Annotated in this window: 12 protein-coding genes and 4 pseudogenes; 7 read left to right on the top strand and 9 right to left on the bottom strand. The window is 66.3% G+C overall.

What is annotated here, in order from left to right; genetic code table 11:
• Both XAXN_RS21535 and XAXN_RS21530 read right to left on the bottom strand, forming a co-directional pair.
• Positions 1-178, bottom strand: a pseudogene (locus tag XAXN_RS21535) (IS3 family transposase); the annotation flags it as partial.
• Between the two features lie 181 nt (positions 179-359).
• Entirely contained in the window at positions 360-608 is a 249-nt protein-coding gene (locus XAXN_RS21530) for a hypothetical protein (RefSeq protein WP_134980410.1), read from the bottom strand.
• Between XAXN_RS21530 and XAXN_RS13350 the strand changes: the two genes are divergently transcribed.
• The 7 genes from XAXN_RS13350 to XAXN_RS13320 all read left to right on the top strand — a co-directional run bounded on the left by XAXN_RS13350 (position 607) and on the right by XAXN_RS13320 (position 10994).
• Positions 607-1368, top strand: coding sequence for an HpcH/HpaI aldolase family protein (locus XAXN_RS13350; protein ID WP_054319889.1), 762 nt, complete (start codon positions 607-609; stop codon positions 1366-1368). The two genes, XAXN_RS21530 and XAXN_RS13350, sit on opposite strands and share 2 nt — an antisense overlap.
• Positions 1369-3510 (top strand): TonB-dependent receptor family protein, encoded by a 2142-nt coding sequence (locus tag XAXN_RS13345; RefSeq protein ID WP_054319888.1) that lies wholly within the window; start codon positions 1369-1371, stop codon positions 3508-3510.
• 235 nt (positions 3511-3745) lie between these two features.
• On the top strand, positions 3746-4969 hold the full coding sequence (locus tag XAXN_RS13340; protein ID WP_054319887.1) for an ATP-grasp domain-containing protein: 1224 nt from the start codon (positions 3746-3748) through the stop codon (positions 4967-4969).
• On the top strand, positions 4966-6768 hold the full coding sequence (locus tag XAXN_RS13335; protein WP_054319886.1) for an IucA/IucC family protein: 1803 nt from the start codon (positions 4966-4968) through the stop codon (positions 6766-6768). Before XAXN_RS13340 ends, XAXN_RS13335 begins: the two co-directional genes overlap by 4 nt.
• On the top strand, positions 6765-7961 hold the full coding sequence (locus XAXN_RS13330; protein ID WP_054319885.1) for an MFS transporter: 1197 nt from the start codon (positions 6765-6767) through the stop codon (positions 7959-7961). The genes XAXN_RS13335 and XAXN_RS13330 overlap by 4 nt, the downstream gene beginning before the upstream one ends.
• Entirely contained in the window at positions 7939-9708 is a 1770-nt protein-coding gene (locus tag XAXN_RS13325) for an IucA/IucC family protein (protein ID WP_054319884.1), read from the top strand. The genes XAXN_RS13330 and XAXN_RS13325 overlap by 23 nt, the downstream gene beginning before the upstream one ends.
• The gene (locus tag XAXN_RS13320) at positions 9705-10994 is read left to right on the top strand and encodes a type III PLP-dependent enzyme (RefSeq protein ID WP_054319891.1); all 1290 of its coding nucleotides are present in this window, start codon (positions 9705-9707) and stop codon (positions 10992-10994) included. Before XAXN_RS13325 ends, XAXN_RS13320 begins: the two co-directional genes overlap by 4 nt.
• Here the strand turns inward: XAXN_RS13320 and XAXN_RS23195 are convergent.
• The 7 genes and pseudogenes from XAXN_RS23195 to XAXN_RS13290 form a co-directional block, all read right to left on the bottom strand.
• On the bottom strand, positions 10898-11368 hold the full coding sequence (locus XAXN_RS23195) for an AraC family transcriptional regulator (protein ID WP_241148169.1): 471 nt from the start codon (positions 11366-11368) through the stop codon (positions 10898-10900). The genes XAXN_RS13320 and XAXN_RS23195 overlap by 97 nt on opposite strands.
• Positions 11316-11816 (bottom strand): helix-turn-helix domain-containing protein, encoded by a 501-nt coding sequence (locus XAXN_RS23190; protein WP_241148170.1) that lies wholly within the window; start codon positions 11814-11816, stop codon positions 11316-11318. Before XAXN_RS23190 ends, XAXN_RS23195 begins: the two co-directional genes overlap by 53 nt.
• A gap of 233 nt (positions 11817-12049) precedes the next feature.
• Positions 12050-12773 (bottom strand): annotated as a pseudogene (locus XAXN_RS13310) (adenosylcobinamide-GDP ribazoletransferase).
• Positions 12770-13360, bottom strand: coding sequence for a histidine phosphatase family protein (locus XAXN_RS13305; RefSeq protein WP_054319883.1), 591 nt, complete (start codon positions 13358-13360; stop codon positions 12770-12772). Before XAXN_RS13305 ends, XAXN_RS13310 begins: the two are co-directional and overlap by 4 nt.
• Positions 13357-14404, bottom strand: a pseudogene (cobT, locus tag XAXN_RS13300) (nicotinate-nucleotide--dimethylbenzimidazole phosphoribosyltransferase). Before cobT ends, XAXN_RS13305 begins: the two are co-directional and overlap by 4 nt.
• Complete coding sequence (cobU, locus tag XAXN_RS13295) at positions 14401-14922, bottom strand: bifunctional adenosylcobinamide kinase/adenosylcobinamide-phosphate guanylyltransferase (protein WP_054319882.1); 522 nt, start codon at positions 14920-14922, stop codon at positions 14401-14403. Before cobU ends, cobT begins: the two are co-directional and overlap by 4 nt.
• Positions 14919-15131 (bottom strand): annotated as a pseudogene (locus XAXN_RS13290) (cobyric acid synthase); the annotation flags it as partial. The gene cobU and the pseudogene XAXN_RS13290, both read right to left, overlap by 4 nt.

Here is a 15131-nt window from a genome sequence, read left to right as displayed (position 1 = left end):
GGTTGTTCAGACCTTCCTTGGCGCGCTCACTCTTGGGCGACTTTAGCCAAGCGTAGTCACCGGCCCGGTTCACCCGCAACACCCGGCACATCGCGCACAGCCTAAATTCCCCGCGATGGGTCTGCATGAAGGCGTACTTTGCCTTTACCCCTTGGCAAAGTACGCGGCGGCCTTTTTTAGAGCGTGTTATGCACTTTGAGATGAGATGCGTTGGCTGCCAGCGTTGCGGAGCGGAAGTCGCGTGGCACCGGCTTGGCTGTCGCCAAGGCAAACCGCGCGGCACACGTTCCGTAACGCTGACAACCAGTCCTTGACCGCGAAGTGGCCTACGCCGCGCCGATCACGCGTTGCGGCTTGCCTCACCGCGCGACAGGCCGCTTCGCACTCACCTCAACGTCCATCACGCGCTCCAGTGCGCGCCCGCCGGGTGCCAGGCGATTTCTCACCGCCAGCACGCTTGTACGGCCATCCCCGTGTTCAGGCATTGAACATGCGCACCAGTTGGTCGGAGACGAGACCAGGAACTGAAAGCCGCCCTTCAGATAGACTTGATAATCATTCCCATTAAGTGCAGGATGAACGCCCTTTTCTTTGCCGGCCTCTTTCATGGCGGTTGCAGTCGGCATCCTCAATGCATTGCCAAGCGTGCAGCTCTGCGAGTTGCTGGGCCGCATCGGCTATGGCTTTGTGGTGCTCGATCTGGAGCATGTGCTGCGCGCACCCGACGCGCTGGAACATGCCATCCGCGCCTGCGAGTTGTCGGGCTGCGAGGCCTGGGTGCGCGTGCCGGAAGTAGACGAAAAGCTGATTGGCCGGGTGCTGGATGCCGGTGCGCGCGGAGTCGTGATTCCGCGTACCGAGTCTGCCGCGCAGATCGGCGATGCCATCGCCGCGGCGCGCTTCCCGCCGCTGGGCCGGCGCGGCATCACCGGCGGCCGTGTGACCGGCTTCGGCAATGTCGATCTGCCCACCTATATCGCGCAAGCCAATGCGGACATCCGTGTCGTGCCGATGATCGAAAGCGCCGCAGGCGTGGCTGCCCTGCCGGAGATTCTTGCCATCCCCGGCGTGGCCCTGGTGATGGAAGGCGCGCTGGATCTTGCGCTGGATCTGGGTCTGGGCCCGCAGCCTACTCACCCGCAGGTGTGGGAACTGCTGCTGCAATTGCATGCGCAGTGCCTTGCTGCAAACGTCCCGTTCTGCCCCAACCCGCGCACTGACGCGCAACGTGCGCACTGGCTGCAGCAGCCGGAGCTGCGCTGGCTGCTGGCCGGCGAAGACCGCGCACTGATCCAACGCGCCTTGCGCGGCCATTTGGCCGGCCTTGCCGGCCCCCAATCACCTCTCGCCTGCAGGAGCACGCCGTAGATGTCGACGTTCCGTTTCCACGCCCTGGCCATTGCTATCGCGGCGAGCACACTGACGCTGCCGCCGCTGGCGCGCGCAAGCGATACGCCAGCGGCCGATACGCCTGACGCGACCGTGGGCGGCACGCCGATTCGTGCGCTGGACGCGATCCAGGTGCAAGGCAGCCTGCTCGGGCGCTCCAAGCCCGACGATGTGCAGCGCTACGCCGGCAGCCGCCAGGTGATCGACCGCGAGCAGTTGCGCAATGGCGGCAATCGTTCGCTGGACGATGCATTGCAGCGCGTGCCCGGCATCAAGATCTTCGATGAAACCGGCACCGGCGCACTGCCGCAGTTGATGCTGCGCGGCCTTTACGAAAGCCGCAGCGGTCGCGTGCAGGTGCTCGAAGACGGCATTCCATTGGCGTTGGCGCCGTATGGGCAGACCAGCCTGTCATTGTTCCCGGTGGGGTTGAACCAGATCGACCGCATCGACATCGTGCGTGGCGGTGCGGCGGTGCAATACGGGCCAAACAACGTGGGCGGGGTGATCAACCTGGTCGGCAAGGAGATCCCGAGCGCGTGGAGCACCACGCTGGCGCACAAGGTCACCGCCGGCGGCCAGGGCCAGTTCCTGCAGGACAGTGCCCTCAGCAGCGGTGGATACCTCACCGATCATTTCGGGATGCAGGTCGATGCCAATCGCACCTATGGTGAGTACTGGCGCGCGCATAGCGACACCGACATCAGCAATCTGCGCGTGCGTGCCGAATGGTGGCTGGACGACACCAAGCTGCTCAAGGCCAGCGTGCAACGGTATCTGGTGGACATGGATCTGGCCGGCGCGCTGACCCCGGACGATTATCGGCGCGACCCGCGCCAGTCCACCCGCCCCCTGGACAGCTTCAATGGCCGCACAACCCGCGCATCGCTGAGCTATGAGCAGTTGCTGGGCGATTGGGGCCCGATGCAGGACGTACGCCTGGACTGGAGCAACTTCAGTGCACGCAGCAGTCGCAATTTCATTGTCGGCATGCGCCAGGCCTCTACCGAAACCTGGCGTTCTGACTTGCCGCCGCAACTGCGTCAGACGGCGCCGCGCGACTTCCGCGTGTTCGGCAGCGAGCCGCGTTTGCGCTGGAGCATGGGCGATACCGGTGGCGTGCGTCAGCAGTGGAGTGCCGGTGTGCGTGCAGTGCGCGAGGACATCGATTTTCTGGTGGGCAATCTGCGTCTGCGCGACGGGCTATTCACCACCGTGCGCGATTGGCAGTTCGAAGACCGCGCGTTGGCCGCGTACGTCAGCAACGCCATCACGCTGCCGGACGAGCGCGTGACGATCACGCCGGGCCTGCGCTACGAGCGTCTGGATTCGCGCTATTTCAATCGCGCCACCGGCGTCAGCACGCTCAACCAAACGCGCGATGTCCTGCCCGGGCTGACGTTGGGCTTTCAGGCAAATGAGCAGTGGTTCTTCTACGCCGACGGGCAGCGGTCGATGCGCGCGCCGCAGGTCACCCAGATCATCTTCGGCAACAACCTGGATGCCGAGCTGGCATGGAATTACGAGGCTGGCGCGCGCTATCAGCCCAACGAGCGCACACGGATCCAGTTGGGTGGCTACCTCATCGATTTCGATCAACAGATTCAGCTCGACAACACCACCCGCGTGTTCCGCAACCTGGGCAAGACCCGCCATCAAGGTGGCGAGCTGGAACTGCAGTGGAGCCCGGAGCAATTGCGTGCGCTCACCCTCAACGCCAGTTACGCCTATCTGGATGCCAGCCAGGAATCGGGCGCATTCCGCGGCCTGCGCGTGCCTTACACCTCGCGCAACCAGATCACGCTGGGCGGCACTTACGCACTCGGTCACACCATTGTCGCGCTTTCGGGCTATTACTTCAGCAAGGCCTTCAGCGACGCAGCCAACACCGTGCAAGAGAATGCCATCGCTTCGGTGGGTCAGTTGCCGGCCTACATGGTGTGGAACACGCAGGTCAGCCATACCTTGTTCGAACGCGATGGACAGAAGTTCAGCGCATCGTTGGCGATCAACAACCTGTTCGACTGGCAATACTGGTTCAGTGGCGTGGACACCAGCCCCTGGGGGCGTCAGGCCGCGCCTGCGCGCACCGTCACTGCCGGGCTGGAGTACACGTTTTAAACCTGCATCAGGTGGCAAGCGCTGCACACGACCGATGCACACAGGCGTAGGTTGCGCTTGAAGCAACGGCGGTCGTACTGACCGTCGCCAAGACAACGGCGTGCATGAGGCACGCATCATTGCCGCAGCACGCGGCATGCGATCGACGTATCGCAGGCCACCCAACGCCACCATGGCGCCAGGCAGCCCGTTTCAGTACCGGTTTTCCTCACCGTCCTGTCGAACGAGAGCTGCCATGACTGCCACATATGCTGCACCGTTGGTGATCCTCACCCACGTCTGCCATCCGGCCATTACCGAAGGGTTTCTGCCGGCCGCGCACGCGCTGGGCCTGCCGGTGCGGTTGCTGACCGACCACCGGCTCGATCACCTGGCCTATTTCCGCGAGCATCCGACCCATGCGCCGCAGCAGGTGATCGAATGCGATGTGTTCAATCCGCTCGGCGTCCTCGACGTCTTGCACGATGCAGACATCGCCCCGCGCGCGGTGTTCAGCAATAGCGACCATCTGCAAACCAGCACCGCGCTGGTGGCCGCAGCGCTCGGCCTGCCGGGCAAGGACTGGCAGGTGTGCTACGCCGCCAAGAACAAGGCGGCGATGCGCCAGCGCTTGCGTGCGCGTGGGCTACCCTGCCCGTGGTTTTGCACGCTGGCGCCGGGCGCCGCGCTACCGGCACAGATTCCATGGCCTGTGGTGGCCAAGCCTCGCGAGGGCGTGGCGAGCCTGGATGTGCGCTGCTGCGCCGATGCAGCGCAACTGCAGGCCTACCTGGACGATGTATGGCAGCGCCATCCGCAGCGCACCGTGCTGTTGGAAAGCATGCTGGAAGGTGCGCTATTTACGCTGGAAACGCTGGGCGATGGCAAGCACCTGCAGGCCATCGGCGGCTTCAAGGTGCGATTGTCGCCGCCGCATTTCGTCGAATGCGAAGCGCAGTGGGACGCCGACGTGGACACGCCGGCGATCGCGCAGGCGCTGCAACAGCTGCGCGCGTTTGGTGTCGGCTTCGGGCTATGCCATAGCGAATTCATCCTCACCGCCGATGGCCCGGTGCTGGTGGAGATCAATTACCGCAGCATCGGCGATCGCCGCGAATTCCTGCTCGATGAGATGTTTGGCAAGCAATGGTTCAACGCGGCGCTGGCACCACATCTGGGCCTGCCGTTGCCACCGCTACGCAGTGCCCATGCACATGCCTTGCTGCGCTACTACGTGGCCGAACACGACGGCGAATTGGTCGCCGCCAGTGAAGACCAGCGCCAGCGCGATGCGCACAGCGACGTGCAATACCGGCGGATGCGCGCACCGGGCGAGCGCATCCGCCTGAGCCATTCCAACAAGGATTACCTGGGCGTGCTGAGTGCAGTGGCACGCGACGCGCAGACACTGCAAACCGCAGTGGTGCAGGCCGAAGCCGGCCTGCAGTGGCGCATCGACGGCGGGGAGCTGCGCGCATGAGCAGCACGTCCGACCAACGCTATATCGCCACCCGCATCATCGATGCCTGCCTGCGCGAAGACCTGCGCGGGATTGCGAGCCGCGGCAGTGCGGCGGTACCGGACGCCGAGGTGCTGGCGCAGTGGACCGACCCCAGCCCGGTGCAAGGCTGGTGGCGCATCGCCCACCTGCCTGGCGGCACGCTGTGGCTGCCGATCCATCGTCAAGGCGTGCTGCAGGACATCGGTGCGTGCGGCGACAGCTGGGTTGTGCGCAGCAACGACGGCGCGCATGTCGAACGTGGTGCGCACGCCTGGCTGCAACGCCTCAGCGCAGAGCTCGATAGCGAAACGCAACAGTTGCATCGCGCCTACGCCGACGAAGCCGACTGCGCCGCAGCGCACCGCGGCCTGGCGCGTCAGGCCTACCACGCGCAGGTACCGGCATTGCGCAATTTGCTGCGTCACCCCGATGCCGCCGAGCGTGCATACCGCTGCGATCAGTTGGCCAGCTACCGCGACCATCCCTTCTATCCCACCGCGCGCGCCAAGGCCGGGCTGGATGCGGCCGAGCTGCGCCACTACGCGCCGGAATTCGCGCCGACCTTCGCGCTGCGCTGGCTGGCGATTCCGCAGGCGTTGGCGCAATGCACCAGCGCGCCGCCGGCCGCGCTATGGCCCCAGTTGGAAAGCCTGGGCCTGCCGCCGGCGCTGGCCACCACGCACCTCGCCTGGCCGGTGCATCCGCTGGTCTGGGAGCGCCTGGAGCAGGAAGGCTTCGCGCTACCTGATGGCGTGCTGCGCACGCCGCTGCCCTGGCTGGACGTGCGCCCATCGCTGTCGGTGCGCACGCTGGTGCCGCTGCAGCACCCGCACCTGCATCTCAAACTGCCCATCCCCATGCGCACGCTGGGCGCCCTCAACCTGCGTCTGATCAAACCCTCCACGCTGTACGACGGGCACTGGATGGAGCGCGCATTACGGCATATCGATGCGGTCGACCCTGCGCTGCAAGGCCGCTGCGTGTTCGTCGACGAATCGCACGGGGGGCATGTCGGGCAGACGCGGCATCTGGCCTATCTGGTGCGGCGTTACCCAACGCTGGACGATGCCACGCTGGTCCCGGTCGCTGCGCTATGCGCGCCCATGCCCGATGGCCGGCCGATGGCGATCCATCTTGCCGAGCGCTTTGCGCATGGCGACGTCCTGCGCTGGTGGCGCGAGTACACCGAGCTGTTGCTTGCCGTGCATCTGCGCCTGTGGCTGCAGTATGGCATTGCGTTGGAAGCCAACCAGCAAAACAGCGTGCTGGTGTATGCCGATGGCCAGGCCACGCGCCTGTTGATGAAGGACAACGACGCGGCGCGGATTGTGCTGCCGCAATTGCGGGCAGCGCTGCCGGAGGTGGACGCATTGGGCCCGCTGCAGGATGCGCGCATTGCGGTAGACGACCCGCAGGCATTGGCGCAGATGTTCTGCACGATCGTGCTGCAGCTGGATCTGCAGGCGGTGCTGGAAGGCCTGGCCGAATGGCAGCCCGCACTCCGCGCGCCGCTGTACGCGCAGCTGCAGGCCCAGTGCGCTGCAACGCTGGCGCAACTGAAGGGCGACGGCATCGATATCGGCCCCGCACGCCGTTTGTTGGCCGCGCCACGGCTGCCGGTGAAGTACCTGCTCAGCGCCGGCAGCCTGCTCAGCAAGCAACTCACCGGCGCCACCGACATCAACAAGTTCTACGGCGACAGCGCGCCCAATCCATTCGGCGATGCGTTTGCCGATGCGCAACAACTGCCACACATGCGAGCGGGCGCGCAGCGATGAGACGCATCCTGGTTCCGGTGCTGGCTGCGCACTATCTGGCGGCATTCACGGCGCTGGGCATGCCGCTGTTCCTGCCGCAGGTCTTGGCCGAACTCGCCCCGTCAGCCGCCGTGGGCTGGAGCGGCGTGCTGTATGTGCTGCCCACGCTCTGCACCGCGCTGACGGCAAGCACCTGGGGGCGTTGGGCGGACCGCTATGGACGCAAGCGTTCGCTGCTGCGCGCACAACTGGGCCTGGCGCTGGGCTTTGCGATTGCCGGCTTCGCGCCGTCGCTGACCTGGCTGGTGATCGGCCTGGTCGTCCAAGGCACCTGCGGCGGTTCGCTGGCGGCGGCGAATGCGTATCTGGCCAGCCAGCCGCAGGCCGGCCCGTTGGCGCTTGCGTTGGACTGGACACAGTATTCGGCCCGCCTTGCCATGGTGAGTGCACCGGCACTGCTGGGCCTGGCACTGGCGCTGGGCCCTGCGCAATCGCTGTATCGCGCACTGGCGTTGCTGCCGTTGATTGCCTTTGCGTTGACGTGGCGACTGCCGGCCGATCAGCCGGCTGCGCGAGAACACAGGGCCGGCAAACCTTCTCCGTCTTCCACGCACGCCGCTTCATCGCCCGCATCACCGCGCAACATTGCCGCGCCGGTGTGGCCAGCCCTGCTGCTCGCACAGTTCTTGTTCTGCTTTGCGATGGTGGTGACTTTCCCGTATTTCATTCCGTATGCGCTAGCGCGCGGCGCCGGCCACGATGCGCTCGCCGGCCTGCTCTACAGCCTGCCGCATCTGGTCTATCTGATAGTGCTGCCGTGGTGGCGACGCGGCGATGGCGAGGCGTGGCTGGTGCCTGGCCTGGCGTTGTTCGCGGTGGCCTGCGTGTGGCAGGCGCTATTGCACGATGCTCTCGCACTGGCTGCGGCGCGGCTGTTGTTCGGCTTGGGCATGTTGTTCGGGTTGCGTGGACTCAACAGCAGCCTGGCGCACATTGCCAGCGCGCATAGCGCCGGGCGCCTGTTCGGCCGTTTCGATGCCTGCGGCAAATGGGCCGGTGTGTTCGCCGGTGCCGCGGCTGGCGCATTGGCACAGGCGTCCGGCCCCGCCACCCCTTTCCTGGCTGCCGCGCTGGCCGCGGCCGCTGCTGCGCTCACCGTTCTGGTGCGCTTCCCTTCGAGGAGAATTGCCGATGTCGCCGCACACGATGCATGACCCCTGGTACGACAGCATGGCCGACGCGCAGGCCTGCAGCTGCTGGCTGAACTGCTATCTGCGCGAATTCGCGATTCCGCAGCGTGCAGTGCAGTTCGACTATCGCGGACTGGATCGGCCCGGCCCGCGCGTGGCCGAACAACGCTGGCTGCGCATCGATCTGGGCGAGAGCGGTGCATTGTGCGTGCGCATCGCCTATGCCGATCGCCTGGGCCGCTGCCGCTTCACCTCCGCGCCGTTTCTCAAGAACGCCGGCAAACCGTGGCATAGCCTGGATGCGCAAGCGCTGGCACGCTGTCTGTTGCAGGCCTTGGGCAGCGCGCAAGCCATCAACCCGGAGCTGCTGGCGCAAAGCGCCAACAGCGTGGCAGTCACCGCTGCGTTATTGCGCCAGGCGCAGATCACCGCCGCCACCGGCGAGGCGATGATCGACGCCGAACAATCGATGCTGTGGGGGCATGCACTGCACCCGACGCCCAAGAGCCGCGAGGGTGTGGATCTGGATCAGGTACTGGCCTGCGCACCGGAAGCGCGCGCGTCGTTCCAGCTGTTCTGGTTCCGCATCGACCCGCGCCTGCTGCGCATCCAGGGACGCGACGTGCGCGCAACACTCAAGCAGCTCTGCGACAGCGACGATCTCTACCCCTGTCACCCCTGGGAAGCGCAGCGGCTGCTCGACGCCCCCTTGCTGCGCAGCTTGCAGACACGCGGTCTGCTCACGCCGGTCGGCCCGTTGGGCGATGCACTGCGGCCGACCTCGTCGGTCCGCACGCTGTATCACCCTGGTCTGGAGTATTTCCTCAAGTGTTCGGTGCATGTGCGGCTCACCAACTGCGTGCGCAAGAACGCATGGTACGAACTGGAGAGTGCGGTTGCGCTCACCGAGCTATTGGCACCGAGCTGGCGTGCCTTGGCCATACAGGTGCCGGGTTTCGATGTGATGCTGGAGCCAGCGGCGACTTCGCTGGACGTCGCCTCGGTCGATCGCGCCTTGCATGCCGCCGACCCGCTGGCGGCGCGCACCTTGTCGGAGAGCTTCGGCATCCTGTACCGGCAAGGTATTCCCGCCGCGCAACGTGCACGCTGGCAACCGCAGGTGGCTGCGGCCTTGTTCACCTGCGATGCGCAGGGCAATAGCGTGTGCACCGAACGCCTGCGGGCGCTTGGCAGCGCACAGATGGACCGCCGCACCGCAACGCTGCTGTGGTTCCGCGCCTATGCCGGGCTGCTGCTGGATGGGGTGTGGAGCGCGCTATTCCAGCATGGCATCGCGCTGGAGCCGCACCTGCAAAACACCGTGATCGGTTTTGCCGATGGCTGGCCGACGCGGGTGTGGGTCCGCGACCTGGAAGGCACCAAGCTGCTCGCCCATCACTGGCCTGCCGCGCGCCTGCAAGGCGTCGGCGAACGCGCACGCCAATCGCTGTACTACACGCCAGAACAGGGCTGGAACCGGGTGGCGTATTGCGCGCTGGTCAACAATCTGGCCGAGGCGATCTTTCATCTCAGCGAAGGCGATGGCGCACTCGAAGCGCGGCTATGGCAATGCGTGGGCGAGATCGCACTGCGCTGGCAACAACACCATGGCGCGCAAGCGGCGCTGCAGGGTCTGGTCGACGGCGCACCACTGCCGGGCAAGAACAATCTGGGGACCCGTCTATGGCAGCGTGCCGATCGCCAGTCCGACTACACCGCGCTGCCAAATCCCATCCCATGCATCACCGCGCAGCGGCAGGTGGCGGCGTGAGTCTGCAGATCGATATCGCCGCGGTGCTTGCTGCCTTGCCGCAGCTGCGCGAACGCTGCGAGAGCCCGGTCTGTGCGTATGTCTACGACTTGGCGGCATTGGACACGCATGCGGCCTGGATGCGTGCGCAGTTGCCGGCGCAGTGCGAACTGTTCTACGCGGCCAAGGCCAATGCAGAGCCACCGATCCTGCGCACGCTGGCAGCGCATGTGGATGGCTTCGAAGCCGCCTCCGGTGGCGAGCTGGCGTGGCTACATGCGCAGCAACCACAGGCACCCTTGCTGTTTGGCGGCCCGGGAAAACTCGACACCGAGCTCGCCCAGGCAGCCACCCTGCCCGACTGCACCGTGCATGTGGAAAGCCTGCGCGAACTCGAACGGCTGGCGGCGATCGCTACGCATGGCGGCCGCTGCGTGCCGGTGTTCCTGCGCATGAATATCGCCGTGCCCGGCGCGCAAAGCACGCGCTTGATGATGGGCGGGCAACCCTCGCCGTTCGGTCTGGATCCGTGCGATCTGGATGCAGCAATGCAGCGGCTGCAGGCGAGCCCATCGCTGCGCCTGGAAGGCTTTCATTTCCATCTGATGTCGCATCAACGCAACGCCATCGCGCAGTTGCATCTGGTGGCCGCCTACCTGCGCACCGTGCAGCAATGGCGGCAGACCTATGCGCTTGGGCCACTGCGGGTAAACGCCGGTGGTGGCTTCGGTGTGGACTACCTGGCACCGGAAGCGTCGTTCGACTGGGCCGGCTTCTGTGCCGGGCTGCCTGCCTTGCTGCACGAACATGGGACAGACCTGCGCCTGCGTCTGGAGCCGGGCCGTTACGTCAGCGCCAGCTGCGGCTGGTACCTGATGGAGGTGCTCGATCTCAAACGCAGCCACGGCGCCTGGTTTGCGATCGCCCGCGGTGGCACGCATCACTTTCGTACCCCGGCCGCGCAAGGCCACGATCATCCGTTCCGTGTCTTGCGCGGTGAGCGTGCGCCCGTGCTGCGCGATACCCCGGTGACCCTGGTCGGCCAGTTGTGCACGCCCAAGGATGTGCTGGCACGCGATCAGCAAGTCGCCGCGCTGGCGCCCGGCGATTGCCTGGCCTTACCGCTAGCGGGCGCCTATGCGTGGAATATTTCGCACCAGCACTTTCTGATGCATCCGGCACCGCAGATGGTGTTTTTGCCGGCGATACCTTACACGAGTGATGCGACCTCGGCCGGCCGCTGCACGGGCAGCCGGATGTCTGCACGCAACTCGGCTTCGGCGATGCTTTCCGGATCGTCGAGATAGAGGTAATGCAGCGGCGCCTCGCGCCGGGTGTAACCGCTGTCCGGCAGCCAGCATGCGAGGATGTGGTCGAGTGCGTCTTCCAGTTCCGCGTAATTTCCCACATGACGCACGACCGCGTGCAGGCCACCGCTGAGTTGGCGCAGGTGCAGGGGCGCTGACGGCGCCACGGGGGTGTCGAATGCCATCGCGCAGTCGAACAGGTGCGGCGGCGGCGGTACATCGCGGTGGTCGCTCAGCGGCAGCCCGATCAGCGCCTGCAAGTGGTCGATCACTGCGCTGCGCTCGGCCCACGCGGCGATGCGGCCGAAGCCACGGTCCAGGTCATTGAACGCGCCACGCTTGCGCAGCACCACCACTTCCAGGGGGTCGAGCACCTGCACCAGCACCTGCAATGGCGGGTTGAGCGACTGCGCTGGAAGCGAATGGCGAATGGCCGGCCAGTTGCTGCAACTTCTGCGCGCGCAGCTGCGGTGCGTTACGCAGGCTGGATGGGCTGGCCTGCAGCACCGTCCGAAACGCGCGCGCCAGCGCCTGCGGGGTGTGATAGCCGACTGCCAGTGCCACCTCGGTGACCGGGCGGCCCTGCTCGCCCAGCAGATGCAGCGCATAACTCAGGCGCAACCGCTCGGTGGTAGTCCCCAATGTCTCGCCCGCCAAGGCCCGGTATACGCGATGAAAATGCGGCGGCGATTGATGCGCCAGCGCAGCCAACGTGGCCAGGTCCGGCAGCGGTTCGCCAGCGCGGATGCTGGCCTGCAAATAGGCTACGACGCGCTCGACCGCACGCTGCCGATGGAAGACGACCGAGGTTGCTGCTGGCATGGGCGACTCCTTTGGAAGACGGTGAGCATCGCGCACATTGGCATCCGGCGCGGTCCCGATCTTGCGCAGTTGCGGCACCTGGCCGCGTTGTTCGGGTGTGGCGACGTACAGTGGCCTGCACGCGATAGCCAATTGTCGGGCAACTGCGGCTTTGAAACAAAGCAGCGATCCATACCCCTCCACGCAGCAGGCGTGCTTGCCCAACTCCATCGCCATCGGGTTGCCCGCAGCCTTCAGCTCGCTTGCAGCGCCAACGCCACCAGCCGCGGTTTCGCTGACCTCCACCAATGCACCGCAGGTATCGCCGGTCATGCCGCCCAGGCGCTGCAGGCAGGCACGCCGCCACACCACGCCCGCCACCGCGCAGGCAAGCATGCCGGGCAGGAGCCCGGCGGCGAAGGCGCAGGCCAGCCCGAGCAGCAACGACAACAGCAAGACAGTACGCGCACTGCCAACCAGGCCACTGCCAAGCCCGCCGGCACGCACGTACGGCGTCGTCGAAAAAGCGGCCACCAGCGCCGTGCGCCCCAGCAGCGGGGCAAGCCACACCACCCCCGGTGCCGTGGGCAACAGGGCGGCCAACGCCACACATTTGAGCAGCAGGATCAGCACCACCGCAGTCACCGCCATCGGGCCGCTGCTGGGATCTTTCATGATCGCCAGCGTACGCGTGCGATCGCCCATGCCGCCGACCCAGGCATCGGCCGTGTCTGCCAGGCCGTCGATGTGCAAGGCGCCGGTGAGCCAGACCCAGCTGCTCAGCAACACCACGGCCCCGAGCAACGGCGCTGCATCCCGCAAGCACCATGCCAACACGCTCAGTACTGCCCCGACCAGCAGCCCGACGGCCGGATACCACGGCAGCGAACGCGCCTGCGCGCCGGGCCGGGCGAATACCCAGCCGGGCACCGGCATGCGGGTCAGGAACCCGACCGCAGCAAGCAAGCCGTCGATCATCCGGCTCTGCACGCCATGGAGACGGCAGTGGACGGCGCGACAGCTGGTAGCCAGGCCAGCGGATGCAGCGAGGCATGCGGCACGGCGATGTCGGTCATGCTGCCGAAGGCGCGTGCTTCGACGATGCAGCGCAGCGCGCGGATGGCGCCGCCATGGGTGACGACCAAGACGCATTGCGCCGGGTGGCCTGCCACGATGTCGTCCAGTGCCGCAGACAAGCGCATGCAGAAATCTGCAAACGGTTCGGCTTGCGGTGGCGGATGGCGCACCGGGTCGGCCCAGAAGCGGCCGAGCGCTTCGCCTTCATCGCGGTCGATATCGGCCACGGGCACGCCCTGCCAGCGGCCGAAGTGATATTCGCGCAGGCGCCGGTCCAGCTGCAGCGGAATGGCACGCGCGTGGGCAAGCTCGGTAGCGAACAAAGCGCAGCGCTGCAACGTGGACGCCACGACTGCATCCCACACGCCATCGGCAGTGGCGGCGTGCAATTGCTGCCAGCCCAGTTCGGTGAGCGAGTCGTCGAGCTGGCCGCGATAACTGCGTTGCCCGGTATCGCCATGCCGCAACAAGGTGATCTGCGCGCTCATGCGTCCGACACTCCGGCTTCGGCGAAGGTCGCCATGCCGTTGTGCAAGGCGCAGGCGCTGCGCAGCAGCCCAATCGCCACCGCCGCGCCGCTGGCTTCGCCAAGACGCAGGTCCAGTTGCAGCAAGGGCTCGGCATCCAGTGCACGCAGGAGCGCTGCATGCCCGCGCTCCTGCGAGCGATGCCCGAACAACAGCCACTCGCGCACGCCTGGATTCAGGCGAGTGGCCACCAGTGCCGCCGCCGTGGTGATGAAGCCATCCACCAGCACCCGGGATGCCGGCCTGCGCGGCGGCGATATAGGCGCCGACCAGGGCAGCGATTTCGAATCCGCCCAGCCGGCGCAGACGCTCCAGCGGGCTCGATGCATCGGCATGCAAGGCCAGCGCACGCGTGATCACGGTGGCCTTGTGCGCGATGCCTTCGGCATCCAGGCCGGTGCCTGCGCCGGCCATCGCCTGCGGGAACTGCGACAGCAAGGCGCAGCCCAGCGCCGCGGCAGAGGTGATGTTGCCAATGCCCATCTCGCCGCCGACAAATAGCTGGGTCTCGCAACTGATGGCCTGCGCGATGCTGTCGGCACCGGCGGCGAGCGCATCGCGCAATTGAGTGGCCGTCATCGCCGGTTGTTCGCAGATATTGGCGCTGCTGGGTGCGATCCAGGCACGCCGCACCCGCGGCAGGTCGCCGGGGTCGTTGACCACGCCCAGATTCACCACTTCCAGCCGCGCGCCCAGCTCGCGCGCCAGCACTGCAATGGCGGCGCCACCGCGTGCGAAATTGCGCACCATCTCGCCGGTGACCGCCTGCGGAAATGCCGACACGCCTTCGGCCGCTACGCCATGGTCGGCGGCATACACTGCGATCCAGACCCGCTGTACTCCGGGCCGGTCAGTGCGTTGCCAGGCCGCCAGTTGCACTGCCAGTTGTTCCAGCCGGCCCAACGCACCGGGCGGCTTGGTCAGCTGTTCCTGCCGGGCAAGGGCGGCAGAGCGCATGCGCGCGTCCGGCACTGCGCAGGCACCAAAGATCCAGTCGCTACTCACACGCGCTCTCCTTTCAACACCATCGGCAACCCTGCCACCACCAACACCACACGCTCGCACTGTAGCGCCAATGCCTGATGCAGCCAGCCTGCCTCGTCGACAAACCGACGCGTGAGTTCGCCCATCGGCACGATGCCCTGCCCCACTTCGTTGCTGACCAGCAGGATCTGCCCCGGCAACTGCGGCAGCGTTGCCAGCAGCGCGTCGCGCTCGCGCGCGAACACGTCCGCATCCGGGTGACCAAGCAGGTTGCTCAGCCACAGGGTCAGGCAATCCACCAGCACGCAGCGATCCGGCGCGGCATGCGCCTGCAGGCTTGCCGCCAGCGCGATGGGCTCTTCCACGCACTGCCAATGCGCTGGACGTTGGCTGCGGTGATGGGCAATGCGCCGATGCATTTCGTCATCGAAGGCTTGCGCCGTGGCCAGGTAGGTCACTGCGCGCCCGGACGCTGCCGCGATGCGCTCGGCCAGTGCGCTCTTGCCCGAACGGGCGCCGCCAAGAATCGGGTGCTGCATGCCGTTTTCCTGCTGATGAGGCGTGTCAGTGCGGCGGTATCCAGATGCGTGTGCACCGCATCGGCCAGACGCTCTAGGCTGGCTTCACGCAGCGCGGCAAGATCCAGTGTGGCGGCCTGCGCCAGACCGGCCCATGCCAGTAATACAGCCAGTGCCTGCGGGTGGTCGAACACACCATGCACATAGGTGCCTAGGTGTTTGATCCCATG

This window comes from Xanthomonas axonopodis (genome assembly GCF_001304695.1).
Classification (GTDB): domain Bacteria; phylum Pseudomonadota; class Gammaproteobacteria; order Xanthomonadales; family Xanthomonadaceae; genus Xanthomonas; species Xanthomonas axonopodis.
The sequence above is the reverse complement of the archived record's forward strand: the minus strand, read 5'-3'. Positions and strand labels throughout refer to the sequence as shown.